This is a genomic window from Acidiphilium sp. PA (assembly GCF_026191915.1).
Taxonomy (GTDB): Bacteria; Pseudomonadota; Alphaproteobacteria; order Acetobacterales; family Acetobacteraceae; genus Acidiphilium.
This window is the reverse complement of record NZ_JAIMBY010000011.1, coordinates 93,494-116,607: the sequence shown is the minus strand read 5'-3', so window position 1 is coordinate 116,607 and position 23,114 is coordinate 93,494. Positions and strand designations below refer to the sequence as shown.

Annotated in this window: 24 protein-coding genes; 14 read left to right on the top strand and 10 right to left on the bottom strand. The window is 59.7% G+C overall.

Annotated features, from left to right (window positions below):
• Positions 1 to 43: 43 nt before the first annotated feature.
• The 3 genes from truB to AruPA_RS13930 all read left to right on the top strand — a co-directional run bounded on the left by truB (position 44) and on the right by AruPA_RS13930 (position 2,184).
• Complete coding sequence (truB, locus tag AruPA_RS13940; protein WP_265637324.1) at positions 44 to 979, top strand: tRNA pseudouridine(55) synthase TruB; 936 nt, start codon at positions 44 to 46, stop codon at positions 977 to 979.
• Positions 980 to 1,003: 24 nt separating this feature from the next.
• Positions 1,004 to 1,273 carry a 30S ribosomal protein S15 gene (rpsO, locus tag AruPA_RS13935; RefSeq protein ID WP_265637323.1) on the top strand — a complete coding sequence of 90 codons (270 nt, stop codon included), beginning with the start codon at positions 1,004 to 1,006 and terminating at the stop codon, positions 1,271 to 1,273.
• A 140-nt stretch (positions 1,274 to 1,413) separates the two neighbouring features.
• Positions 1,414 to 2,184 (top strand): Bax inhibitor-1/YccA family protein, encoded by a 771-nt coding sequence (locus AruPA_RS13930; protein WP_265637322.1) that lies wholly within the window; start codon positions 1,414 to 1,416, stop codon positions 2,182 to 2,184.
• A 61-nt stretch (positions 2,185 to 2,245) separates the two neighbouring features.
• On the opposite strand, the gene glmS is transcribed toward AruPA_RS13930, so the two are convergent.
• Together glmS and glmU are read right to left on the bottom strand one after the other, a co-directional pair.
• Positions 2,246 to 4,069, bottom strand: a complete 1,824-nt coding sequence (glmS, locus tag AruPA_RS13925; RefSeq protein WP_265637321.1) for a glutamine--fructose-6-phosphate transaminase (isomerizing) — start codon at positions 4,067 to 4,069, stop codon at positions 2,246 to 2,248.
• Positions 4,069 to 5,382: a bifunctional UDP-N-acetylglucosamine diphosphorylase/glucosamine-1-phosphate N-acetyltransferase GlmU gene (gene glmU / locus AruPA_RS13920; protein WP_408858684.1), complete on the bottom strand. Its 1,314-nt coding sequence runs from the start codon at positions 5,380 to 5,382 to the stop codon at positions 4,069 to 4,071. The genes glmS and glmU overlap by 1 nt, the downstream gene beginning before the upstream one ends.
• Before the next feature lie 78 nt (positions 5,383 to 5,460).
• On the opposite strand from glmU, the gene AruPA_RS13915 reads away from it, so the two are divergent.
• The 9 genes from AruPA_RS13915 to AruPA_RS13875 all read left to right on the top strand — a co-directional run bounded on the left by AruPA_RS13915 (position 5,461) and on the right by AruPA_RS13875 (position 12,936).
• Positions 5,461 to 6,108, top strand: a complete 648-nt coding sequence (locus AruPA_RS13915) for an HAD family hydrolase (protein ID WP_265637319.1) — start codon at positions 5,461 to 5,463, stop codon at positions 6,106 to 6,108.
• 512 nt (positions 6,109 to 6,620) lie between these two features.
• Positions 6,621 to 7,091: an SUF system Fe-S cluster assembly regulator gene (locus tag AruPA_RS13910; RefSeq protein ID WP_265637318.1), complete on the top strand. Its 471-nt coding sequence runs from the start codon at positions 6,621 to 6,623 to the stop codon at positions 7,089 to 7,091.
• Positions 7,092 to 7,099: 8 nt separating this feature from the next.
• A complete protein-coding gene (sufB, locus tag AruPA_RS13905; protein WP_265637317.1) occupies positions 7,100 to 8,551 on the top strand; it encodes a Fe-S cluster assembly protein SufB in 1,452 nt (483 codons plus the stop codon).
• 10 nt (positions 8,552 to 8,561) lie between these two features.
• Positions 8,562 to 9,305, top strand: a complete 744-nt coding sequence (gene sufC / locus AruPA_RS13900) for a Fe-S cluster assembly ATPase SufC (RefSeq protein ID WP_265637316.1) — start codon at positions 8,562 to 8,564, stop codon at positions 9,303 to 9,305.
• A complete protein-coding gene (gene sufD / locus AruPA_RS13895) occupies positions 9,302 to 10,516 on the top strand; it encodes a Fe-S cluster assembly protein SufD (RefSeq protein ID WP_265637315.1) in 1,215 nt (404 codons plus the stop codon). Before sufC ends, sufD begins: the two co-directional genes overlap by 4 nt.
• Positions 10,513 to 11,757: an aminotransferase class V-fold PLP-dependent enzyme gene (locus AruPA_RS13890; RefSeq protein ID WP_265637314.1), complete on the top strand. Its 1,245-nt coding sequence runs from the start codon at positions 10,513 to 10,515 to the stop codon at positions 11,755 to 11,757. Before sufD ends, AruPA_RS13890 begins: the two co-directional genes overlap by 4 nt.
• On the top strand, positions 11,754 to 12,197 hold the full coding sequence (gene sufU / locus AruPA_RS13885) for a Fe-S cluster assembly sulfur transfer protein SufU (protein WP_265637313.1): 444 nt from the start codon (positions 11,754 to 11,756) through the stop codon (positions 12,195 to 12,197). Before AruPA_RS13890 ends, sufU begins: the two co-directional genes overlap by 4 nt.
• On the top strand, positions 12,190 to 12,555 hold the full coding sequence (locus AruPA_RS13880) for an SUF system Fe-S cluster assembly protein (protein WP_265637312.1): 366 nt from the start codon (positions 12,190 to 12,192) through the stop codon (positions 12,553 to 12,555). Before sufU ends, AruPA_RS13880 begins: the two co-directional genes overlap by 8 nt.
• A 12-nt stretch (positions 12,556 to 12,567) precedes the next feature.
• A complete protein-coding gene (locus AruPA_RS13875; protein WP_265637311.1) occupies positions 12,568 to 12,936 on the top strand; it encodes an iron-sulfur cluster assembly accessory protein in 369 nt (122 codons plus the stop codon).
• Here the strand turns inward: AruPA_RS13875 and hisI are convergent.
• The 4 genes from hisI to AruPA_RS13855 form a co-directional block, all read right to left on the bottom strand.
• On the bottom strand, positions 12,927 to 13,277 hold the full coding sequence (gene hisI / locus AruPA_RS13870) for a phosphoribosyl-AMP cyclohydrolase (protein WP_265637310.1): 351 nt from the start codon (positions 13,275 to 13,277) through the stop codon (positions 12,927 to 12,929). The genes AruPA_RS13875 and hisI overlap by 10 nt on opposite strands.
• Before the next feature lie 2 nt (positions 13,278 to 13,279).
• Positions 13,280 to 14,530, bottom strand: coding sequence for a cystathionine beta-lyase (metC, locus tag AruPA_RS13865; RefSeq protein ID WP_265637308.1), 1,251 nt, complete (start codon positions 14,528 to 14,530; stop codon positions 13,280 to 13,282).
• Complete coding sequence (locus AruPA_RS13860) at positions 14,527 to 15,369, bottom strand: sulfurtransferase (protein ID WP_265637307.1); 843 nt, start codon at positions 15,367 to 15,369, stop codon at positions 14,527 to 14,529. The genes metC and AruPA_RS13860 overlap by 4 nt, the downstream gene beginning before the upstream one ends.
• Before the next feature lie 64 nt (positions 15,370 to 15,433).
• Entirely contained in the window at positions 15,434 to 16,309 is an 876-nt protein-coding gene (locus AruPA_RS13855) for a helix-turn-helix domain-containing protein (RefSeq protein WP_265637345.1), read from the bottom strand.
• A 289-nt stretch (positions 16,310 to 16,598) separates the two neighbouring features.
• On the opposite strand from AruPA_RS13855, the gene AruPA_RS13850 reads away from it, so the two are divergent.
• Positions 16,599 to 17,003, top strand: coding sequence for a YraN family protein (locus AruPA_RS13850; protein ID WP_265637306.1), 405 nt, complete (start codon positions 16,599 to 16,601; stop codon positions 17,001 to 17,003).
• Between the two features lie 115 nt (positions 17,004 to 17,118).
• Positions 17,119 to 19,113 carry a hypothetical protein gene (locus tag AruPA_RS13845; protein ID WP_265637305.1) on the top strand — a complete coding sequence of 665 codons (1,995 nt, stop codon included), beginning with the start codon at positions 17,119 to 17,121 and terminating at the stop codon, positions 19,111 to 19,113.
• 7 nt (positions 19,114 to 19,120) lie between these two features.
• Here AruPA_RS13845 and gabT read toward each other — a convergent pair whose 3' ends face one another.
• The 4 genes from gabT to AruPA_RS13825 are packed head-to-tail and all read right to left on the bottom strand — an operon-like array spanning position 19,121 to position 22,968.
• On the bottom strand, positions 19,121 to 20,401 hold the full coding sequence (gene gabT, locus AruPA_RS13840) for a 4-aminobutyrate--2-oxoglutarate transaminase (RefSeq protein WP_265637304.1): 1,281 nt from the start codon (positions 20,399 to 20,401) through the stop codon (positions 19,121 to 19,123).
• An 11-nt stretch (positions 20,402 to 20,412) separates the two neighbouring features.
• Positions 20,413 to 21,078 (bottom strand): CoA transferase subunit B, encoded by a 666-nt coding sequence (locus tag AruPA_RS13835; protein ID WP_265637303.1) that lies wholly within the window; start codon positions 21,076 to 21,078, stop codon positions 20,413 to 20,415.
• An 11-nt stretch (positions 21,079 to 21,089) separates the two neighbouring features.
• The gene (locus AruPA_RS13830; protein WP_265637302.1) at positions 21,090 to 21,791 is read right to left on the bottom strand and encodes a CoA transferase subunit A; all 702 of its coding nucleotides are present in this window, start codon (positions 21,789 to 21,791) and stop codon (positions 21,090 to 21,092) included.
• Between the two features lie 4 nt (positions 21,792 to 21,795).
• Positions 21,796 to 22,968, bottom strand: a complete 1,173-nt coding sequence (locus AruPA_RS13825) for an acetyl-CoA C-acetyltransferase (protein ID WP_265637301.1) — start codon at positions 22,966 to 22,968, stop codon at positions 21,796 to 21,798.
• Positions 22,969 to 23,114 lie beyond the last annotated feature (146 nt).

The window sequence follows — 23,114 nt, the reverse complement described above, 5'->3', positions numbered from 1 at the left end:
GGTTCCAAATCAGCACGACTTTCCAAACAAGTCAGGATTTCTCATGGCAGGCCCTCAGGCACGGCACAGGCGCGGACACAAGATCGACGGTTGGATTATTCTTGATAAGCCGCAAGGTATCACGAGCGCCCATGCCGTCGCGAAGATAAAGCGTTTGCTCGACGCCGCGAAAGTTGGCCACGGCGGTACGCTCGATCCGCTGGCGACCGGCGTTCTGCCGATCGCGCTGGGTGCAGCCACCAAAATGGTGCCGTATATTATGGACGGCACAAAAATATACCACTTCACGTTGAAATTTGGTGAAGCACGTGACACGGACGACGCAGAAGGTGCGGTCACTTCGACGAGCAACATACGGCCCGAGGACAGTGCCATCGATGCCGCATTGGTGAACTTCCGCGGGCTCATCATGCAAGTGCCGCCCGCATTTTCTGCAATCAAGGTCGGAGGTGAACGGGCGTATGATCTGGCCCGTGCCGGGGCCCCGCCGGATTTGCCGTCCCGCCCGGCGCAGATCGATCGCTTTGAGTTGATCGGACGGCCTGATGTCGACCACGCCCTGTTCGAGGTGGCGTCGGGCAAGGGGGTTTATATGCGATCGCTCGCGCGTGATCTTGCGCGGGCGCTCGGTACAGTGGGGCATATCTCCGCGCTACGCCGGCTTGCAGTGGGACCGTTTGACATCGACAGTGCTGTTACGCTGGACAATCTGTCGGATTCACTCCATAGCGCCCAACGTGTTCCGGACATCGTGCTTCCGGTCGAGACCGCGCTGGCCGACATCCCGGCGCTGGCCCTGACGGAAGCCGAAGTCACCGCCCTTCGAAACGGCATGGCATTAAGCCTGGTCGATCTGATGGGGCGAATTCCGAATTCGACCAACCCTGATGGTGGATTGGTTCGTGGTTTGGCGGGGCGCCGTTTCGTGGTTCTCGGGAAGCTCCAACAGGGCATGCTGAGACCGGAACGCGTTATTTAACCCCATTTTTCAGGAGTTTATGCGATGTCGATTACTGCGGAACGGCGCCAGTCTCTGATTGGCGAATACGCTAACCGTGAAAACGATACCGGTAGCCCGGAAGTTCAGGTGGCGTTGCTCTCTGAACGGATCAACAATTTGACCGACCATTTGAAAACCCACGCCAAGGACTTTCATTCGCGTCGCGGGCTTCTGATGCTGGTTGGCCGCCGGCGGCGGTTGCTGGATTATGTCAAAAAGCAGGATCACAAGCGTTATGAGGCCCTTATCGGTCGATTGGGCCTGCGTCGTTAACGATAACGACATTATTTTGATGTAAACGTTACCCAATATCGCCCATGGCACGCTGATTATGCTTGATCGGCGTGCCAGAATGGCCAAAATAAGAACGGAAAAGCGGCAGTCCCGCCGCCTTTGAGGAGTGACGAACAATCATGGCTATTGGTCCTGACATGCGGTCCTATCGCGGCGCGAGCGTCGCAGCGGGCGCGGGCGTTTTGGACGAAGGCCTGCGCGCCTATATGTTGCGGGTCTACAATTGGATGGCGTCGGGGCTGTTCCTGACCGCAATCGTCTCACTGGCAATCTCGCAAACCAGCCTGATTAATATTTTTTATCCGTTGGCCACGACGGCCAGCGGCGCCGTCGTTCGTGAGCCGGGCATTCTGGCTTATGTCACGATGTTCGCGCCGATCGGTTTTGTCATGATCATGAGCTTCGGCGTCAACAAACTGTCGACGACGCAGGCCCAGGGGCTGTTCTGGGCTTTTTGCGCGGTGATGGGTGCAAGTTTGACGAATATTTTTCTCATCTATACCGGCACGTCGATCCTCGCGACATTTTTCGTCACGGCTGGAACGTTCGCGGCTATGAGCCTGTACGGCTACACGACGAAGGCAAATCTGGCGAAGTTCGGCAGCTTCCTGATCATGGGCGTGATCGGCTTGCTGATTGCGATGGTCGTAAACATCTTCCTGCATTCTTCGGCTCTGCAGTTTGCGATCAGCGCGATCGGCGTCCTGGTGTTCACCGGCTTGGCGGCGTACGATACCCAGCGGATCAAAGCTGACTATGTCCAATACGGATACAGGTTTGGTGCTGATGTCGCATCGAAGCGTAGCGTTTACGACGCTCTGCAGTTGTATTTGACGTTCATCAATCTGTTCATGTTTCTGTTACAGTTCATGGGCAACCGGCGGAACTGAGTTTATAACGCTCACCTCGCTGTCGAAGACCCCGGAGACGTCGTTTCCGGGGTCTTTTCAATTATTCCACTGTGACGGATTTCGCCAGATTACGGGGTTGATCGACGTCCGTGCCCTTCAGAATGGCGACATGATAGGCCAGTAACTGCACTGGAATTGCATAGAGTATTGGTGCGACGAACGGATCGCACTCAGGCAGGATTATGGTATGTGTGGCGATGTTCGCCAATTTTGCCGCCCCGGCGGCATCGCTGAACAAGATGATCCGCCCGCCGCGTGCGGCCGCTTCCTGTAGATTTGAAGCGGTCTTCTCAAAGAGCGGTCCAGAGGGCAGCACCGCAATGACCGGCACACTGGGATCGATCAGGGCGATCGGACCATGTTTCATCTCGCCTGCCGGATATCCTTCGGCGTGGATGTAGCTGAGCTCCTTTAACTTTAACGCGCCTTCCAACGCGATCGGCATCATCGATCCACGACCGAAGAACAGGACGTCGCGCGCATCAAGGATTTGGGTCGCCAGCGTGCGGATCGTTTCATCGTCGTTCAACACCTGGGCGGCCTTTGCAGGCAACTCCATCAATGCTTCGACCAGCGATGCGATCTCCGGCATCCCGAGCGAACCACGCGCTTTAGCCAGGGCAAGCGAAAATCCAGCCAAAACAGTAAGTTGTGCGGTAAACGCCTTGGTGCTGGCAACGCTGATTTCCGGTCCGGCAATGGTTTCGAGCATCAGGTCCGATTCGCGGGCCATGGTGCTTTCAGGCACGTTTACCACCGCCATAACCTTGCAGCCCTGTTGTTTCATGTAGCGAAGGGCTGCCATCGTGTCGGCGGTTTCGCCGGATTGGCTGACCACAAGGCCGAGTTGATCCGGGCTGAGCGGAGGCTCCCGATAACGGAACTCGCTTGCGACATCGGCATCGACCGGAATCCGCGCATAGTGTTCCAGCCAATATCGGGCGGTCAGGCCCGCATAAAACGCTGAGCCGCAGGCCGATACGGTAATGCGGGAAATCGCGCGCAGGTCGATCGCGAGGTCAGGCAGCACCGGCATACGCGTGGAGGGATCGATCATGCGGTGAAGCGTGTCGCCAATGACGACGGGATTTTCGTGCAGCTCCTTTTCCATGAAATGTCGAAAATTACCCTTGCCGATCGCTGCACCGGTCAGGCGGGTCAATTTGATTTCCCGATCGATCGGCCGATCGAGGCTATCGTAAAACTCAGCACCCGTGCGGGTGACCACAACCCAGTCGCCGTCCGTGAGATAGGCGATACGACGTGTCAGCGGCGCCAGAGCCAGGGCGTCTGACCCCAGAAACATTTCATCGTCACCAAAACCGACGGCGAGCGGCGCACCACGTTGCGCCCCGATGATCAGTTCAGGGTGACCTGCGAAAATCAGGGCGAGGGCGTAGGCGCCTTCCAGTCGACGAAACGCGTTCGCGGCAGCGGTAACCGGGTCCATTCCTCGCGCGAGGTGAAGATCGACCAGTTGGGCAACCGTTTCTGTATCGGTTTCCGTGACGAAGACCTGACCCTCGGCTTCCAGCTCCATACGCAAAGCCGCGTGATTCTCAATAATTCCGTTATGAACGACGGCGACACGTTCGGTGCCGTGCGGATGCGCGTTGGTTATCGTCGGCGCGCCATGGGTTGCCCACCGGGTGTGCCCAATACCGGTCGTGCCGTCGAGCGGTCGCTGCGCCAGGGATTGGGCAAGGTTCGGCAGCTTGCCTTCCGCGCGCCGCCGATCGATGACGTCGCCCGCCAAAGTCGCTATGCCGGCGCTATCGTATCCACGATAGGCGAGGCGGGATAATCCATCCAACAGCAGCGGTGCCGCGGCACCTTTGCCGATCACCCCGACGATACCACACATTATGATTTATCCTTGGTGCGTTTGTAACGGGCAGCTCCGCCAGGCTTGTCGATCTGTCGTGCGCGACCGATCGCGAGTGCACCGGCCTCGACCGCGCTGGTGATCACGCTTCCGGCGCCGATCAAGGCGCCATCGCCCACCGAGACCGGCGCGACCAGAGCGACATTCGAGCCGACAAAGACATTTGATCCGATCGCCGTACGGTGCTTGCTCTGACCATCGTAATTGCACGTGATTGTCCCCGCCCCGATGTTGCTTCGCGCCCCGATCGTGGTGTCTCCAAGATAGGTCAGATGATTGGCTTTCGCGCCGGCACCGAGGTGCGTTGCCTTGAGCTCCACGAAATTGCCGACGTGCGCGGCTTCGTCGACGACGCTGCCCGGCCGGATACGCGCATAGGGACCAATGATTGCCCCCGCACCGATCGTGCAACCCTCGAGATGTGAGAAGGCACGGATCACCGCTCCCGCTGCGATGGAAACGCCCCGGCCGAATATGACGTGCGGCTCGACTGTGACATCCGGCGCAAGCGTAGTGTCCACTGAAAGGAAAACCGTTTCCGATGCGATCATGGTAACGCCGGCATCAAGCGCCGCGTGACGCAACCGGGTCTGGATCACGGCCTCGGCCACGGCCAGTTCAGCGCGTGAATTCACGCCGCGGCACTCGTCCCATGGCGCTTCGACGGTTGCGATCTGGCTGCCCTCGGCGTTCGCTACGTGCACAATATCGGTCAGGTAATACTCGCCCTTCGTATTGGCGTTGCCGATCTGCTGGAGCCATCGGCGCATGTCGTCGGCACGTGCGGTAAAGCCGCCGGCGTTGCATAGATCGATCGTTCGCTCCTGCTCCGACGCATCTGCATATTCCACGATCCTCGTGGCAAAGCCGCCTGAACCGACGATGCGCCCGAACGTGCCCGGATCGGTCGGCCTCGTGGCGAGCAAAGACATCCCGGTGGTCCCGGGCGACAGAAGTTCGCCGAGCCGGGCGAGTGTGTCGGACGTCAGAAGAGGGTTGTCGCCGTAGATGATGGTGACAATGCCGGTCCCAAACTGCGCCGCCGCGGCCAGGGCCGCATCGGCCGTGCCGCGGCGCTCATGCTGTACGACCACCGGATGCGGCGCGGCAGCAGCCGCGACGTTGGGCATATCGGGCCCGGTGACCACAACGATACGGTCGAACACGGGTTTGCAGGCGGCAACGAGATGACTGAGCATTGGTGCGCCGGCGAGCGGGTGCAATACCTTTGGGATCGCCGACTTCATGCGTGTGCCGAGGCCTGCGGCGAGGATGATCACGACTTTATCCATGAGCGCAGCGGTAGCCTTGCCAAGCGGTTTATGTCAAAGGGTTAGGTGTCACATCGGGTTTCGGAGTATGTCAGTACCATGGATGCAAAAGCGGTCGTGTTCGATCTGGATGGTACGCTGATCGATAGTCTGCCCGATCTGGCGGCTGCGCTGAACCGGTCGTTGTCGCGCTACGATTATCCGCCGCTTTCGAGATCCGATGTCGGCCCGATGGTGGGTGACGGCGCCAAGGTCCTGCTGCAGAAGGGCTATGCTGCCCGGGGGAGCAAGCCGACAGCGGAGGACGAGGCGATTTTCCTCGCCGATTACGAAGCGCATGTCACCGACCTGACGGAGCCCTATGCCGGCATACCCGAGGCTTTGGCGCGTTTGACCGCGCAAGGGTATCAGCTGGGCCTCTGCACCAACAAGCCGGAAGTGTCTGCGCGCAAGGTGCTTGCGGCACTTGACCTCGATCGGTTTTTTCCGGTGGTGATCGGCGGCGATGCGACACCCTACCGCAAGCCCGATCCGCGTCATCTCGCCGCGGTCCTTGCGGCCATGGCGATCCAGACCGATCGGGCGATCATGATCGGTGATCACGCCAACGACATGGCGACCGCTGCCGGGCTTGGTGTCGCGACGATTTTTGTCGACTGGGGCTACGGCCGGGCAGAGGGCACGATCACCATCCAAAATCCTGCCGAGCTGGTGCCCGCGGTTCACAGTATATTCGTAAACGATTGATCGCGGCTTCGGGGTTAATCCTTGCGAGGGGCCGGCATGGCGTTATGCAAGATAGTGTCGGCGCGGCTGCGGTGGGCGGCGTGACATCAGGCAAAATCACGATCGTGGGCAGAACCGGCGCGTTGTGTGGCCGCCGGTGCGCCCCGTGCTATGGTGATGGACAGTTCAGTTAAGGTACATCGGTGGTTCACGTACGCGGCAACAATGCCCTGACCGCACCGACACTGCCGGCGGTATCAGGGTCATGTCCAGGCGTCTCGATCGGCACCGTCGCGTCGGCACGCTATACGGGTATCGCGAAGCGGGGCATTATGTTGAGCCCCGAGATAACCGCATAGGTGGAGGTGTCTGGACATCAAGGGGCGCCGGGCAAGGGGTGGCTTGCCAGAGACCTGATCGCAGCCACCAAACCCCGCAGGGCCGGTTTATCGGCCGAAGGCTGGTCTTGACGGCTGAGCCTCCTTGGACCATTTGAGTAATCAGGACCGTTGTTGTCCGTAATAAGGTGGTCCATGCTCAGATTGTCGCGTTTGACAGATTACGCCGTCGTCGTCCTGGTCAGGCTCTCGAGCGCTATTGGCGTCGAGACTGCACCGAGTATCGCGGCCGCGACGGGAATTCCGGAACCGACCGTTTCGAAGGTGCTGAAAGGGCTGGCGCAGGCCGATTTGGTCACATCCCAGCGTGGCGCACATGGTGGCTACCGGTTGGGCCGTCCGCTTGCGGCAATTCCGGTTGCCGACGTGATCGTCGCAATCGATGGTCCGATCGCGCTGACCGCGTGTGTCGAGGGGTCGGTTGGAAGCTGCGAAAGTCAGTCGCTCTGCCCGATGGCTGGCCGATGGGGTGTCGTCAACGACGCGATCAGTGAAGCCCTGACCTCCATTACCCTTGCCGACATGCAGAGTGCGGCCGTGCCGAAGTCGTTACGTCTCGATCTGCCGGTTGAAGCCGGCAGGTTCGCGCCATCCATCGTAGAATAGAGGATTTCATGCCCGCGGTTACTGAGACAATTGAAACCATCGATCGCCTGACCGATGGTGGCTACAAATATGGTTTCGAGACGAACATCGAAATGGAGTTCGCGCCGAAAGGGCTGAGCGAGGATATCGTACGCCTGATTTCGGCCAAGAAAGACGAACCCGAATGGCTGCTCGAATGGCGGTTGAAATCCTATCGCGCGTGGCTGACGATGCAGGAACCGAATTGGGCGCGTGTTCGGCATCCCAGGATCGACTATCAGGACCTGTATTATTATGCCGCGCCCAAGCGGGAGGCGCCGAAATCGCTTGCTGACGTCGATCCGGAATTGATCAGCATGTACGACAAACTCGGCATTCCGTTGAATGAACGGGCGGCCTTGGCAGGCGTAGCGGTCGATGCCGTTTTCGACAGCGTTTCGGTGGCGACGACGTTCCGTGAAAGTCTTGCCAAGGTCGGTGTCATTTTTGGATCGATCAGTGAGGCGGTCCGGGAGCACCCTGAACTGGTCCGGAAATATCTGGGCAGTGTGGTGTCGCCCGGTGACAATTATTTCTCGGCTCTCAACAGCGCGGTCTTTTCCGATGGAAGCTTTGTGTATATTCCGCGCGGCGTTCGATGCCCCATGGAGCTTTCCACATACTTCAGGATCAACGCGCGCAACACGGGTCAGTTCGAGCGTACCCTGATCATCGCCGAGGAAGGTGCGAGTGTTTCCTACCTCGAGGGCTGCACCGCGCCGATGCGCGATGAAAACCAGTTGCATGCGGCAGTGGTTGAACTCGTTGCGCTCGATGAGGCTTCGATCAAATATTCCACGGTCCAAAATTGGTATCCAGGTGACGCCCAGGGGCGCGGTGGGATCTATAATTTTGTGACCAAGCGTGGCGCGTGCCGAGGCCGGAAGTCCAAAATTTCGTGGACCCAGGTCGAGACAGGCTCTGCGATCACCTGGAAATATCCGTCCTGCATCCTGCAGGGCGAAGGATCATCCGGTGAGTTTTATTCGGTTGCGCTGACCAATAACTATCAGCAGGCCGATACCGGAACGAAAATGATACACTTGGCGCCCAACACGACCAGCACGATCATTTCAAAAGGGATATCCGCGGGGCATTCCAACAACACGTATCGGGGCTTGGTGCGCATCATGCCGAAGGCTCATGGCGCGCGCAACTTCACCCAGTGCGACTCGCTGTTGATCGGTGATCAGTGCGGTGCGCATACCGTGCCCTATATCGAGAGCCGAAATCAGAGTGCGAAGGTCGAGCACGAGGCCACGACGTCAAAAATCGCCGACGATCAGCTATTTTACTGCCGGTCACGCGGGCTGTCCGAGGAAGATGCCGTCGGATTACTGGTCAATGGCTTCTGTCGCGACGTCTTGAAGGAATTGCCGATGGAGTTTGCGGTCGAAGCACAGAAGTTGCTTGCCGTGTCGCTCGAAGGCTCAGTGGGTTGAGGGACTGAATATGCTTGAAATCAAGGGACTTACAGCGAAGATCGATGACAAGGAGATTCTGCGGGGGATCGATCTGACCGTTCCTGATGGTGAAGTCCACGCCATCATGGGGCCAAATGGCGCCGGCAAATCGACGTTGTCCTATGTTCTCTCGGGCCGTGAGGGCTATGAGGTAACGGGTGGTTCCGTGCTGTTCAATGGCCGCGATCTGCTGGCGATCGAACCTGAGGAACGTGCCGCGGCCGGGGTATTCCTGGCCTTTCAATATCCGGTCGAACTGCCTGGTGTCGGCAACGCCAACTTCATTCGCACGGCGTTGAACGCGGTCCGGCGCGCACGCGGCGAACCTGAACTCGACGCTGTGGCGTTCCTCAAAGAAGCCCGCTCCGCCATCAAGGCGTTGAAAATGCCTGATGACATGCTCAAGCGGAACGTGAATGTGGGCTTTTCCGGCGGAGAGAAGAAGCGCAACGAGATCCTGCAGATGGCGCTTCTCAAGCCTGCACTGGCGCTGCTCGACGAAACGGATTCCGGCCTCGACATCGACGCGCTGAAAATCGTCGCCGATGGTGTCAACGCGCTGCGTGGCCCCCGCTTCTCCGCGCTTGTCATCACCCATTACCAAAGGTTGCTGGACCACATTGTGCCGGATCGGGTGCATGTGCTGGCCTCCGGGCGAATCGTGCGCTCGGGCGGCCCTGAGCTGGCCTTGGAACTCGAAGCGAATGGCTATGCCGGTTTGGAAGCAGCATGAGCGAAACCGCATTTCTCGACAGGGTCGATTTTGCCGCGCGTACCGGGGAGGATCCGAACCGGGGCAGGGCGGCGGAGGTGTTTCGCGCCCACGGCTGGCCGACGCGTGCCGACGAGGCCTGGCACTACACCGATTTGAGAGCGTCGCTGCGGTCGTTTGATCTCACTCTGCCCACGCATGACGCGCCGGACATCGGAGGGATGATCCCGCGCACGGCGACGCCGAAGGTGATTTTCGTAAACGGCCGCTTTGATGAATCCTTGTCGGCGCTGCCGCACTTCGTCCGGCGTTTCGACCATCGTGCGGCAGCTCGTGCCGATCGTGCGCTGCCGTTGGTCAGCCTGAATGCCGCCGTCGCAAACGATGGCATTCAGATCGATGTATCTGGTGGAACGGACGCTGGAACCTTGTTCCTCATCTCGGGTACCGACACACCGAGCCAGGACATGCTCGCGCCGTTCCATCGCATTGCCGTCGGTGCGGGCGGATCATTGACGCTGATCGAAGTCATTCGTGGCGCCGGGCGTTACATGCATAACGTGGTGGTCGAGATTGCCTTGGCAGAGGGTGCCGTGCTTCGCCATTATCGGCTGCAGGACGAATCGATCGATGCCGTGAACGTCACGACGGCGCTGGTCGATCTTCGTGAAGGCGCGCGATATGAGGCTTTCACCCTGAACTGCGGCGCGAAGCTCAGCCGTTACGAAGCGCATGTCACGCTGTCCGGTCCGAATGCCGATGTGCATTTGAATGCCGCGCAGTTGTTGGCCGGCACGCAACATGGGGACATCACCACGGTTGTCGCCCATCGTGCCCCGCATTGTGCTTCGCGGCAGACCGTGAAATCGGTCTTGGCAGGCTCTGCGCGTGGCGTGTTTCAGGGACGGATCGAGGTCGCACAGCAAGCGCAGAAAACCGATGGCTACCAGATGAACCAGGCTTTGCTGCTGTCGCCCGACGCCGAAATCGATACCAAGCCGGAGTTGGAAATCTTTGCGGACGACGTGAAATGCAGCCATGGCGCGACGATTGGCGCCATTGATCCGGAACAGATGTTCTACCTGCGCAGCCGCGGCATCCCTGAGGCCGACGCGCGCGCCATGTTGATCAGGGCGTTCCTCGACGAAGCGCTCGAACCGGTGACGGATGAGGAGGCGCGATCGATCTTCGAGGCTGCAATCGACGTCTGGTGGCAAAAGGGTGTGCTATGAGCGCCGCGGTGAAATCTGTCGGTTTTGATGTCGAACGGATCCGGTCGGATTTTCCGATCCTGTCGGAGTTGGTTCACGGCAAAAAACTGGTGTTTCTCGACAGCGCCGCTTCGGCGCAGAAGCCGCGTGCGGTAATCGACGCAATGGTTCGCACCATGGAGACGCGGTATGCGAATGTGCACCGCGGTTTGCATTGGATGAGCGAGCGGTGTTCTGACGACTACGAAAATGCCCGCGACAAGGTGGCCGCATTCCTGAACGTCGCGCGCGAGGAGATCGTATTCGTTCGCAATGCGACCGAAGGGATCAACCTGGTCGCCCAGACCTTCGGTCGTACCAGCCTCAAGCCCGGCGATGCGGTCGTTGTGAGCGAGATGGAGCATCACGCCAATCTGGTGCCCTGGCAGATGTTGCGTGACCAGCAGGGCGTCGAGTTGCGGATCGTCAAGATCACGGATGCCGGCGAGATCGATTGGGACGACCTGGAGCGCCAATTCGCCGATGGGCGGGTCCGTCTGCTCGCTGTCACCCATATGTCGAACGTTCTTGGTACCTATACGCCGGTCGAGCGGCTCGCCAAGTTCGCGCACGACCGTGGGGCCAGGATTTTGCTGGATGGTGCACAGGCCGTGGTGCATCGCGCAGTGGATCTGCGCGCGATCGATGCCGATTTCTATGTATTCTCGGGACACAAGCTATATGGGCCGACCGGCATAGGTGTACTGTACGGCAAGCGCGCACTCCTCGATGCGATGCCGCCGTTTCTCGGCGGTGGCGATATGATCCGCAGCGTGACTTATGCAGCCTCGACCTGGGCGGAGCCGCCGTATCGGTTCGAGGCGGGAACGCCGGCGATCGTCGAGGCGGTCGGGCTTGGGGCGGCAATCGACTATGTCCAGGCGATCGGGTTCGAGTCCATCGCTGCCCATGAGCGCAGCCTGACCGATCACGCCATGGCGAGCCTGGCATCGATCGAAGGTGTCCACACGCTGGGTCATGCGCAAGATCGGGGGGGTGTCGTCGCGTTTACGGTGGATGGCGTGCATGCCCATGACGTCGCGACGCTGCTTGATAAACAGGGTATCGCCGTGCGGGCGGGGCATCACTGCGCGGAACCGTTGACCCATCGTCTTGGGCTCGAAAGTACGGCGCGGGCGTCGTTCGGCATTTATACCACACATGCGGAAATCGACAGCCTGGCCGCCGGATTGCGCAGGGTGCAACAGGTTTTCAGCCGATGAGCGAAACCGACGATCTCTATCAGGCGCTGATCATGGAACGGGCGCGCAGCCCGCATCATACGGGTGCGTTGGACCCGTTCGATGCGGAGGCCGAAGGCGACAACCCGATGTGCGGCGATCGGGTCCGGATCAGGGTGGCCTACGATCATGAACTGATCAGCAGGTTCCAGCATGAGACGCGCGGGTGCGCGATTTGTGTCTCGTCCGCTGATTTGATGGGCGATGCAGTCATCGGAAAGTCCGGACCAGAGATCGCGGAGCTCGCCGAGGCATTCGATGCAATGGTGATCGACGGCCGCATTCCAGATCGTTCGGAATTCGCCGATTTGCGCGCATTGGCGGGCATTCATGCGTATCGGTCCCGTCACCGGTGCGCGATATTGCCTTGGCAGGCATTGAGAGCGGCTCTGGGTAAAGCGATGGAGTATCAGAATGGATGATCATACGGCGCAATCGGAACCCTTGACGACATGGACGCCCGACGGCGAGACCGCGTCAGCCGTCACCGAGGACGCGGTCATCGCGGCCATCGCAACCGTCTATGATCCGGAAATTCCCATCAATATCTTTGAACTGGGCCTGATCTACGCTGTCGAGATTGAGGGCGGACACGTGAAGGTCGAAATGACTTTAACCGCTCCCGCTTGCCCGAGCGCCCAGGAATTGCCCGAATCGGTTCGCCTTGCGGTTGGAACCATACCGGGTGTGACGGAGGTTGACGTCGAGACCGTATGGGACCCGCCATGGGATCAATCGCGCATGAGCGATGAAGCTCGTTTGGCATTGAACATGTTTTGAACGGTGATTGTAATGAGCGCAAACATGACTGAAACCCCGAAACGGCGGAGCCTGCCTCCGCTGATGCAATTGACCGATGGTGCGGCAAACCGGTTGAGGCAGTTGTATAGCCGGGGTGAGGCCAATAAACTGCTCCGTATCGGCATCAACACCAAAGGGTGTTCCGGCATGTCGTACCAAATGGACTGGGTAGAGGAAAAATTACCGACCGATGAAGCCATCACCGATAAGGACGTCACGATTTTAATTGATCGAAAAGCGACTTTGTTTCTGATCGGTACCGTGATGGATTATAAAGAAGACAGGTTTACCTCAGGCTTTACCTTCGAAAATCCGAACGAGAAAGGACGGTGCGGTTGCGGCGAAAGCTTTCATATCTGAGCGAGTTCGCCGTCCGCACTGACGGTCCGGAAAAAGCAATTGGGTTCACCTGTATGACAGGCAGGACCGGTCTGATCGACCAGCAGGAGAATGGTATCGCCGTCACAATCGAGGCGCATCTCAACCAGCGTCTGCGTGTTGCCCGAGGTTTCGCCCTTACGCCAGAGAGCGGCGCGACTGCGACTGTAGTAGCAAACTTCGCCGGTTTTTAGCGTTTCGAGAATTGACTCGGCATTCATCCAGGCCAGCATCAACACGTCATGGGTATCGTGTTGCTGGGCAATCGCCGGGATCAGCCCCGCGTCGTTGAAGCGCACGGCGGTCAGAATGTCGTGCTTCATGGTCAGCCGTTCGCCTCACCGATACGCTGCATTTCATCGGCAAGGCAGGGAGACGAAGCGCAGGACGTCCGCTGCTGCCCACGCAACACGGTCAACCCCGCCTCCAGATCGTTGATGAGGTCGTCCACATGCTCCAAACCAATCTGTAACCGCAGCATCTCGCCACCGAACACGCCGGTTCCCTCGCTACGCGTGATCGTGAAACTCGTGGGCAGCGCCAGGCTTTCATAGCCGCCCCATGACGCGCCGATGCCGAATAGGCGCAGGGAATCGACCATGGCACAGACGGCCTCGTAGTCGAACCGAGGCTCGAAGACGATGCCGAACAATCCACACGCCCCCGAGAAGTCACGTTTCCAGAACATATGGCCCGGGCAAGAGGGCAAGGCTGGATGCAACACACGCTGAACCTCGGGCCGGTCGGCGAGCCATTTTGCGATGGTCAGGGCGCTGGCGGCCTGCTGATCCAGCCGAACTTTGAGGGTCCGCGCGCCGCGCAAGGCGAGCCAGCAATCATCAGGTGATGCGTACTGCCCCAGATCGAGCGCGCCCGTTCGAAGCCACGCCCAATCGGACTCGGACGCGACCGTGATGGCACCCAGGATGATATCCGAATGACCGCCGATATATTTCGTCAGAGCCTGGATCGACACGTCAACACCGTGGTTGAACGGTTTGAACGTATGGATCCCCCAGGTGTTGTCCATAAACAGCTTGGCGCCGTGCTCATGCACGACGCGCGCCAACATGGGCACATCCTGGACTTCAAACGTGTGACTTCCCGGGCTTTCGGAAAACACAACCTTGGTGCCGGGTTCGATCAAACCGCGCAGGTCACACTCGCTCGCCATGGGATCGTAGTACGTCACCCTCACGCCATAACGATGCAGCACGCTGTCGCAGAAACGTCGTGTCGGTCCGTAAACTGAGTCGGGCATCAAGACGTGATCGTGCGATTTGAGGCATGCGAGCAAAGGAATGGTGATTGCAGCCAGGCCGGATGATACGATCTGGCAATGGGTGCCGCCCTCGATTTCGGCGATCATGGATTCCAGGGCAAAATGCGTCTCACTGCCGTATAATCCGTAGATCTCCTCTTGCTCGAGGCGTCGCTTGCCAATCTCGCGCCGGTCGGCGCAACTGGGATACAGGACGGTCGAACCCCGGACCAATTTCGGGTTGACATAGCCATGCGATTTTACCGGGCGCCGCGACGCCAGTGTCAGTCTTGTCTCAAATCGGTCGTCGCTCATGCTGTCCTCTCTACCGGCGTATCTGTTGATCCACCCCATTCGGCCCAGGAACCGTCGTAGAGAGCACCAATCGGCAGGCCTGCCCGCGCCAGGGCAAGTGTCAGAACGGCGCCCGTGACACCGGAACCACACATCGTCACGGGTTTTGCGTTCGATCCCACCCCTCGGGCTTCGAACAATGTCCGCAGTGTTGCGGGGTCATGCATCGTCTGGTCGGGCCGAAGCACGTCGCTGAACGGCAATGAGATCGCGCCTGGGACATGCCCGCCACGCATACCCTGGCGTGGCTCGGCGGCCTCACCGGTAAATCGTGCGTTCGACCGGGCGTCCAGAACAATCTCATCCTTGGTTTGCAGGTTGCGTTCGATGTCGACGCGATGGCGAACCATGGCTCTCTGGAAACCCGTTCGAAAAGATCGCGCCGGCTTCGGCTTTGCGGTTCCCGTTTCCAGCGCCCGGCCCTCGGTCCGCCACTTCGGCAGGCCGCCATCGAGAACCCAGACGCGATCATGACCAAACAATTTGAAGAGCCACCAGACGCGTGCCGCCGAGAAGATCCCGCGCTGGTCGTACACAATGACCGCACTCTGATTTCCGACACCAAATTGCGCAATTGTTCTGGCGAATTGGTCTGCGGAGGGCACCATATGGGGAAGCGGATTTGAGCGATCGGATACGACGTCAAGATCGAGGAACGTGGCACCCGGAATATGGCCCTCTAAAAACAGGGCCGAAGCATCGAATGTCTCGGTCGGTAGATAATAGGAAGCATCAAAAATGATAAAATCAGCTTCGCTACGACGAGCGTCGAGTTCATCCGTTGAAATGAGCGTGTTCATGTCCGAAGTTTAGCGCGCGAACAGACGCTTGTCTGCCCGCGCACTCCAAATATCGCAGTGGCCTCTAAGCCTTCGGTTGTAACAGCGCCCGCATTTGCTTCGCCGCTGCCTGACCCTTGATTGCATCGCGCCAGGTCGCCTCGGCGATCCTTTGATGCGTCATGACCGCATCTTCAGCGCTTGTGATCATGGCAACGCCCGACTGAGCGTTCGGGGCCGAATCAGTTGGAAATGGATTGATGGCGAGCGAGGCACGCTCCCGCGTCCGAAGCAGCATGAACGGCCCGTTCAGCTCGGTTCCGGAAATCAAACCGAATTGCAAGCCAATCGGTTCACTTTCCATCAAATCCGTCATGCGCTCCACTTCATGGCGCGCGACTTGCCGGCTTTGAGCACGTAGACGATCAGATAGCGGCAAAATCCCGGCCACACCGTCATCAATAAATTTCTGGACAGCCGCAGCCGTAAAGATCGCGATTACAGACGGGCGACGAGCGACGAACATTCGCTTGCGCGCCGCGAGCGCACTCAGGACCTGTTCGGATGCGGTTCTTGCCAGGCCGCGATCAAGACCGATCTGTTCCGCATGTTCCTCGAAGATCGCTGCTAATATCGAGTCGTACTCATCAGACGTCGTCAGGTAGCAGATGGGTCCATACAGCTGGAGTATCTGATCCGCCGTCTCCTCAAGCTGCCGAATTCGTTCAAGGTACCCGATCGGGCGGCTATAATATTCGACCCCGATACCAAGTAAGGTCAGCGGCGAGATTTTCAGCAACTCTGCCAGCCGCTTCACAGTATCAAGCTTGATAACCTCGCCTTTCTCGTAACGATAAAGCGCTGCGCGCGACACGCCCAACCGCGCGGCGATTTCCTCGGCTTTCAGCCCCGATTCCATGCGATACGCGCGCAATTGTTGGCCGATTTCGTTGAAGTGCATCATAGTGTTAACCCCCACTCGTAAACCGGGCCGTACCCCGGTATTGTTTCTGGCTGCAGGCGAATCGACAAGACGTTTTAAATAGAAGGTTCGTATCTCAAATCAGGTAGAGTTCTTAAAATAGTGAGTAGGCTAAACATATACTCATTAACTGCGACGGGAGCAATAGATTTTTTCGAGAAATCCAAAAAACAGAAAACACTGCTCGATATGCAACCGCAGGTACCTATTGCTCGTGAGCTGACATAATCGTGAGACGAGTTTAATGCAATGACGAATCATTTCACAGATGATTAATAAAAGATTGTCAAAATGCCAAAAGCGCGATGCAAAACGATCCCGAGCCGAGGCGTCCGGACGAGCGGCAGAGCGACTTGCGGCTGACTGGTACGAGCGAATGGGGTTCGAATTGCTGGCACAGCGCGCCCGAACGGCCCTCGGTGAAATTGACCTGGTCATGGCGAATGCGGACACGATCATTTTCGTCGAAGTAAAGGCACGCGCTGACGAGCGTGCCGCAGCAGACGCGGTGACGCGACGGCAACAATCACGCCTGGTTGCGGCCGCCGAGGTTCTTCTTGCCCAACATCCTGAATGGAGCCGGGAAATGACACGCTTTGATGTCGTCTTGGTCGTAGCGGGCGCCGTCGTTACAATTGCGGATGCGTTCAGGGCGGATGTGGCAGGATCGTGATGCGTTCTTGTTTTCGCCTGGAATATCCCGGTGGGGGTGGCGGATTTACGACCTCCCGTGCAAGAACTCCGATGAGCAACATGATTTCGAGGTTGGAAGACTGCGCTTGATAGAGATGAACTCATGGATTGAGTCGCGGATCAGCAATGATCACGCCTTCTGGCCGCTGCGGACAATTCCCGTCGGTTTCGCGACCACTTCGAATGAGCTCGCGGTCGATCCACAAGGGCGGGTGGCTTTGGGCAACAATGGCGACCCGCATGTAATCCTGATCCTCGCACGGCTCGCCGGTGAATGGATTTTTCTCGTCAAAACGGGTCTTTCTATCACCCTGGCGTGCTGGGCCGCCGCACGCGCAGCGGCTCAGTTTGCCAAGTCAGAGCATCTTGCGACCGGGCAGAGTTTAGCTTGGATCGATGCGATGGCCGATGACCGGCCGCCCACACCGGGGCGTTTACAGGATGTCATGCGCTCGTTGGCGATCCATTGGACCGGCGCTTCCCCCACGTTTATGGCCGACGAGGCCGCCAGAATCATAAACCTCTGGCCACTCATCGGAACATGTGAAACGATCATGGAAACCGGAGGCGATATTCGTCTTCTGCGCGATCCGCAGACCGACTTGAACGGGTACGGGTGCAGTCATCGCCCCCGACCCTGGGCAGTCACCTTCGCCTCGTCTACGGCCTCCTCCGCCTCGGAGCGCGGGTACGAGGCGGCCGACCGTGCGCGGCTCCGTCTGACTGCGGACATGCTCCGATCCGGTGACCGGTCGGCACTTCTCGGTGAAGCGTTGGCGATTCGGCGGGCGATCGGAAGAGCGTTTCGGGTTCCGCCAGGCAGTGCTGTCGTGCTGGCGGCATCGGGAACCGACAGCGAACTCCTGGCGCTGGCGCTCAGCCACCTGCCGCAAGCGGACCAGCGTATCACAACGATATTGTTAGCACCTGAGGAGACCGGTAGCGGCGTGCCGATGGCAGCGATTGGTCGGCATTTCGCGGTTGATACAGCAAAAGGCCACGACGTTTCCCGTTCCGAACCGATCGAAGGCTTCCGCTCGGACACGTCGTTGGTCGCGATCCCTCTGCGCGACGCAGAAGGGCGGGTCAGGCCGGCAGCCTCTGTCGAAGCGGACATTACCCTTGCGGTCACCTCGGCGGCCGACGCCGGACATCGCGTCATCCTTCACGCGCTGGACGTGTCGAAGACTGGCCTGCTGGCACCCTCCATGGCGCTGCTGCGCACCTTGCGGAGCCGCTTTGCCGCCACGCTCGATATCGTTGTTGACGCCTGTCAGCTTCGGTTGGCACCCCAGCGGATCCGCGACTATCTCGCTCTGGACGCTGTCGTCCAAGTCACCGGATCAAAGTTCCTGACCGGGCCGCCATTCGCGGGCGCGGCCCTGCTGGCACCGGCAGTGGCCGCCCGATTGACGAAGGGTGTGCTGCCGGCAGGTCTCGACGCCTATTTCAGCCAAGGCGAATGGCCGCGTGGCGCAACGGCGGCTCAGCGACTGCCGGCCGGCACGAACTATGGACTGCTGCTGCGCTGGCGTGCCGCGCTGGCGGAGTTCCAATCGTTCGCCGCTGTCGGAGGTCCCCGGACAATATCGATCATTCAACAATTTGAGGAGACGGTCCTTCGGGCAATCAAAACCCACGATATTTTCGTCCTGCAGCCGGTCCCGGCACTGCAGCGCGAGGGCGCATCGTGGGACAACCAACGGACCATATTCGCATTCGCCGTCCGCGAACCCGGGAAACCAGACCGATTGCTCGACCCCGGAGCGATGCGTCAGCTCTATCGTTGGCTCAATGCCGATTGTTCAGCTCTATTCGCAGCGCCCAGCGAGCGCTCGTTGGCCGCGCGGATCTGCCATATCGGTCAACCGGTTGCTCTGCCAAACCCGGAAAGTGGTCAAACCGGATGGCTGCGGGTCTCAGCCGGTGCCCGCCTTATTTCAGGCGAGCCGTCCCACCGCGGCTTGCCGGTTGACGGCCGGCTGGCGCGTGAGATGGCCGATCTGACTGTCGTGTTCGACAAGATCGCCCTGCTGCATGCCAACTGGCACCGCGTGAAGGCGGCCGACCCTGTGGCGCGGTATCGCTAGCCCACCGTCATGCCGCCAGGGCTAGTTCCAACGCGGCCAGCCCTTCATTCAACACTGTGTCGCTGACGGTCAAAGGTACCAGCAGACGAATGGCGTTCGCATTGACGCCACATGACAGCAGAATAAGCCCGTGTTCACGCGCCCGGGCCAACACGCGCTTTGTTTGGTCCGGCGCGGCTTCATATCCGCCGCGGTCCTTGACCACATCAAAGGCAATCATCGCACCGGGGCCGCGGATTGCGGCGATCGGCACGACGTCATTGCGCGATGCGATACGATGCAGCGCCGCCTTGATCGTCGCACCGATTACGTTCGCGCGCTCGACCAGGTCTTCAGTCTCGATGACGTCGAGAACCGCGAGAGCGGCCGCGCAGGCGATCGGATTACCGGCATAGGTGCCGCCGAGACCGCCCGGTTCCGGCGCATCCATGATTGCGGCACGTCCGATCACCCCGGACAGGGGAAACCCGCCCGCCAGCGATTTCGCAACGGTCAGCATATCCGGTCTGATCCCGGAATGCTCGATGCCGAACATGCGTCCAGTACGACCGAAGCCGGTCTGCACTTCGTCGGCGATCAAAAGAATACCGTGCTCGTCGCAAAGTTTGCGCAAGGCCTGCAGCAGTTCGGCCGGCGCGGGTATGAAGCCGCCTTCACCCTGGACAGGCTCGATCACGATTGCCGCCACCCGGGAGGGCTCGATGTCGGCCCGGAACAGCATCTCGATCGCACGTAACGTGTCCGACACCGTCACGCCGAACGGTTCGAACGGGAACGGCGCGTGATAGATCTCGGCCGGCATCGGCGCGAACAGCCGCTTGTAGGGCAGAACTTTGCCAGTCATCCCCATGGTCAGCAGCGTACGGCCATGATAGCCGCCGGCGAAGGTGATGATGCCGGATCGACCTGTGGCGGCGCGGGCGATTTTTATCGCATTTTCAACGGCTTCAGCGCCGGTGGTCAGGAAAATCGTCTTGGCTGGACCTTCGATCGGTGCGATCGCGTTCAGCCGTTCAGCCAGTTCGATATACGGCTCGTACGGCGTGACCTGAAAACACGTATGGGTAAAGCGTGCCAGTTGCGCCTCGACCGCAGCAATAACCTTGGGGTGCCGGTGTCCGGTATTGAGAACCGCAATACCGCCGGCGAAGTCGACGTAGCGGCGTCCCTCTTCATCCCACAACTCGGCATTTTCAGCACGCGCGGCGTAGACCGGATGGGCGACACCGACGCCACGGGGTACGGCGGCTTCACGCCGTGCCTGCAGACTGGCGTTGCTTGCGTTCATGCGATCTCTCCTCAATCCGCGGCGGTGCCATGCAGGGCGCCCGCGATGGCAAAGTCGGGCTCGGTTGCGGCTCTGATCTGTTCAATCGTCACATCGTCCGGCTTATCGATCAAGGTCAGCGCAGGCGATTTATGGGCATCGACTTCGAAAACCGCCAGATCCGTCACGATCATGCTGACGACACCCTTGCCGGTCAGCGGCAAATCGCATGATTTCAGGATTTTCGGGGCCCCTTTTGCGGTATGCTCCATCAACACCACCACGCGCGGCACGCCGGCGACGAGATCCATCGCGCCGCCCATTCCTTTGACCATCTTTCCCGGGATCATCCAATTGGCCAGATCGCCGTTTTCCGCAACCTGGAGCGCACCGAGGATTGAGATATCAATGTGTCCGCCACGCACCATGCCGAACGATGCGGCACTGTCGAAATAACTCGTGGTCGGAAGCGCCGTCACAGTCTGTTTACCCGCGTTGATCAGGTCGGCATCCTCCTCGCCTTCGAAAGGGAAAGGTCCGATGCCCAGCATCCCATTTTCAGAATGGAGCTGCACCGAAATCCCCTCCGGTATATGGTTGGCGACCAGGGTGGGAATGCCGATGCCAAGATTGACGTAGAAACCGTCCTGCAATTCCTGGGCGGCGCGCGCGGCCATTTGATCTCGTGTCCATGCCATCTCCGCTCTCCCTAACCCCGCTTGCGCACGGTGCGCTGTTCGATACGCTTGTCCACTCGATCGAGCTGAACGATCCGCTTCACGAAAATTCCAGGCGTTACGATGCTGTCACCATCGAGACGACCAGTCTCGACCAGATGCTCAACTTCGGCGACCGTGGTCTTCGCGGCAGTCGCCACGATCGGATTGAAGTTCCGCGCCGTCTTCCGATAGACGAGATTACCTTCCGTATCGCCTTTCCAGGCGTGTATAATCGCAAGATCGCCGACGATACCACGTTCCATGATATAATGCCGACCATCGAACTCCCGCGTCTCCTTGCCCTCGGCCACGGCGGTCCCGTACCCTGTCGCGGTAAAAAAAGCGGGAATCCCCGCCCCACCCGCGCGGATGCGTTCGGCCAGCGTCCCCTGCGGGTTGAACTCAATCTCCAGTTCCCCCGCCAGGTACTGACGGGCGAAGGTCGCGTTCTCCCCGACGTAGGAGGAAATCATTTTCCGGATCTGCCGTGACTCCAGCAGGATCCCAAGCCCCACGCCGTCGATCCCGGCATTGTTGGAAACGATCGTCAGATTGCCGACGCCGCTTTCCCGAATCGCTTCGATGAGCGCCATCGGCACGCCGCAGAGGCCAAACCCACCGGACAGGATCGTCATGCCATCCCGCAGCAGTCCGGCGAGCGCCTCGGTAGCCGTTTGATAGACCTTGCGCATTCGTCTAGCGCTCGACGCACATGGCAACACCCATGCCACCACCGATACAGAGCGTGGCAAGACCTTTATGGACGCTTCGCTTCTGCATCTCGTGCAACAACGTGATCAACACGCGCGCCCCGGAGGCCCCGATCGGATGGCCAATCGCGATCGCGCCACCGTTGACGTTGACCTTCGCGGGATCGAGGTTGAGGCCCTTGTTCACCGCGCAAGCCTGGGCGGCAAACGCCTCATTGGCTTCGATCAGATCAAGGTCTGCAGCCTTCCAACCAGCCCGATCCAGCGCCTTTTGCGATGACGGGATCGGCCCGGTTCCCATCAGCGCCGGATCGACGCCGGCCGTGGCAAAACTGGCAATGCGGGCGAGCGGGGTTATGCCGCGCCGTGCAGCCTCCTTCGCCGACATGACCATCATCACCGCGGCCCCATCGTTCAGGCCTGAGGCGTTGCCGGCCGTGACCGTACCATCCTTCGCGAACGCTGGTTTGAGGCGCGCCATGCCTTCCGCCGAGGAGTCATGGCGGATATATTCATCATCGGACACGACGACATCGCCTTTCCGCCCCGACAGCGTCACGGGCGCGATCTCGTCCTTGAACCGACCCGATTTCTGCGCGGCAGACGCCTTTTGCTGAGACGCCAGGGCCAGGGCATCCTGATCATCCCGGCTGATCTGATAGGCCCGCGCGACGTTCTCCGCGGTCGTCCCCATATGATACCCGTTGAACGCGTCCCACAGACCATCCTTGATCATCGTATCGACCAATTTCATGTCACCCATTTTGGTGCCGGTGCGCATGTGGGCGCAATGCGGGCTCATCGACATGCTCTCCTGGCCGCCCGCAAGCACGATATCGCTCTGGCCGGACATGATCTGCTGCGCCGCGATGGCAACGGCCCGGAGGCCCGAGCCGCAGACCTGATTGATGCCGAATGCCGTCTTTGCATCGGGTATCCCGGCATTGCGAGCGGCCTGACGGGCGGGGTTCTGGCCTTCGCCTGCAGTCAGGACCTGTCCGAGAATCACCTCGTCGATTTCGCCGGCATCGATCCCCGATCGATCGATGACCGCCTTGATCGCAACCTCCCCGAGACGATGAGCCGGCGTGTTCGCGAACGCGCCATTGAAACTCCCGACCGGTGTCCGCGCGCCCGCAACAATCACGATGTCTTCCACGAATTTTTCCTCCACTTATGTCCTGGCCGCGCCCAGCATAAACCCGTTGCGCCGTCGCCGCTACTGGCCTGGTGAGACGAACCGGCGTCGTCGTGCATCCGTTCACCCGGTCATGCACCCACGCAGCCGGCACGGCGTTCCGTGCC

Excerpts from the sequence above, each read along its gene's own strand:
- AruPA_RS13845 (WP_265637305.1), top strand. The coding sequence starts at position 17,119 with ATGAACTCATGGATTGAGTCGCGGATCAGCAATGATCACGCCTTCTGG.
- truB (WP_265637324.1), top strand. The coding sequence starts at position 44 with ATGGCAGGCCCTCAGGCACGGCACAGGCGCGGACACAAGATCGACGGT.
- rpsO (WP_265637323.1), top strand. The coding sequence starts at position 1,004 with ATGTCGATTACTGCGGAACGGCGCCAGTCTCTGATTGGCGAATACGCT.
- AruPA_RS13860 (WP_265637307.1), bottom strand. The coding sequence starts at position 15,369 with ATGAACACGCTCATTTCAACGGATGAACTCGACGCTCGTCGTAGCGAA.
- hisI (WP_265637310.1), bottom strand. The coding sequence starts at position 13,277 with ATGAAGCACGACATTCTGACCGCCGTGCGCTTCAACGACGCGGGGCTG.
- AruPA_RS13910 (WP_265637318.1), top strand. The coding sequence starts at position 6,621 with ATGCTCAGATTGTCGCGTTTGACAGATTACGCCGTCGTCGTCCTGGTC.
- sufB (WP_265637317.1), top strand. The coding sequence starts at position 7,100 with ATGCCCGCGGTTACTGAGACAATTGAAACCATCGATCGCCTGACCGAT.
- AruPA_RS13915 (WP_265637319.1), top strand. The coding sequence starts at position 5,461 with ATGGATGCAAAAGCGGTCGTGTTCGATCTGGATGGTACGCTGATCGAT.
- AruPA_RS13875 (WP_265637311.1), top strand. The coding sequence starts at position 12,568 with ATGAGCGCAAACATGACTGAAACCCCGAAACGGCGGAGCCTGCCTCCG.
- sufC (WP_265637316.1), top strand. The coding sequence starts at position 8,562 with ATGCTTGAAATCAAGGGACTTACAGCGAAGATCGATGACAAGGAGATT.
- glmS (WP_265637321.1), bottom strand. The coding sequence starts at position 4,069 with ATGTGTGGTATCGTCGGGGTGATCGGCAAAGGTGCCGCGGCACCGCTG.
- sufU (WP_265637313.1), top strand. The coding sequence starts at position 11,754 with ATGAGCGAAACCGACGATCTCTATCAGGCGCTGATCATGGAACGGGCG.
- AruPA_RS13830 (WP_265637302.1), bottom strand. The coding sequence starts at position 21,791 with ATGCGCAAGGTCTATCAAACGGCTACCGAGGCGCTCGCCGGACTGCTG.
- AruPA_RS13850 (WP_265637306.1), top strand. The coding sequence starts at position 16,599 with ATGATTAATAAAAGATTGTCAAAATGCCAAAAGCGCGATGCAAAACGA.
- AruPA_RS13855 (WP_265637345.1), bottom strand. The coding sequence starts at position 16,309 with ATGCACTTCAACGAAATCGGCCAACAATTGCGCGCGTATCGCATGGAA.
- glmU (WP_408858684.1), bottom strand. The coding sequence starts at position 5,382 with ATGGATAAAGTCGTGATCATCCTCGCCGCAGGCCTCGGCACACGCATG.
- gabT (WP_265637304.1), bottom strand. The coding sequence starts at position 20,401 with ATGAACGCAAGCAACGCCAGTCTGCAGGCACGGCGTGAAGCCGCCGTA.
- AruPA_RS13930 (WP_265637322.1), top strand. The coding sequence starts at position 1,414 with ATGGCTATTGGTCCTGACATGCGGTCCTATCGCGGCGCGAGCGTCGCA.
- AruPA_RS13890 (WP_265637314.1), top strand. The coding sequence starts at position 10,513 with ATGAGCGCCGCGGTGAAATCTGTCGGTTTTGATGTCGAACGGATCCGG.
- metC (WP_265637308.1), bottom strand. The coding sequence starts at position 14,530 with ATGAGCGACGACCGATTTGAGACAAGACTGACACTGGCGTCGCGGCGC.
- AruPA_RS13835 (WP_265637303.1), bottom strand. The coding sequence starts at position 21,078 with ATGGCATGGACACGAGATCAAATGGCCGCGCGCGCCGCCCAGGAATTG.
- sufD (WP_265637315.1), top strand. The coding sequence starts at position 9,302 with ATGAGCGAAACCGCATTTCTCGACAGGGTCGATTTTGCCGCGCGTACC.
- AruPA_RS13880 (WP_265637312.1), top strand. The coding sequence starts at position 12,190 with ATGGATGATCATACGGCGCAATCGGAACCCTTGACGACATGGACGCCC.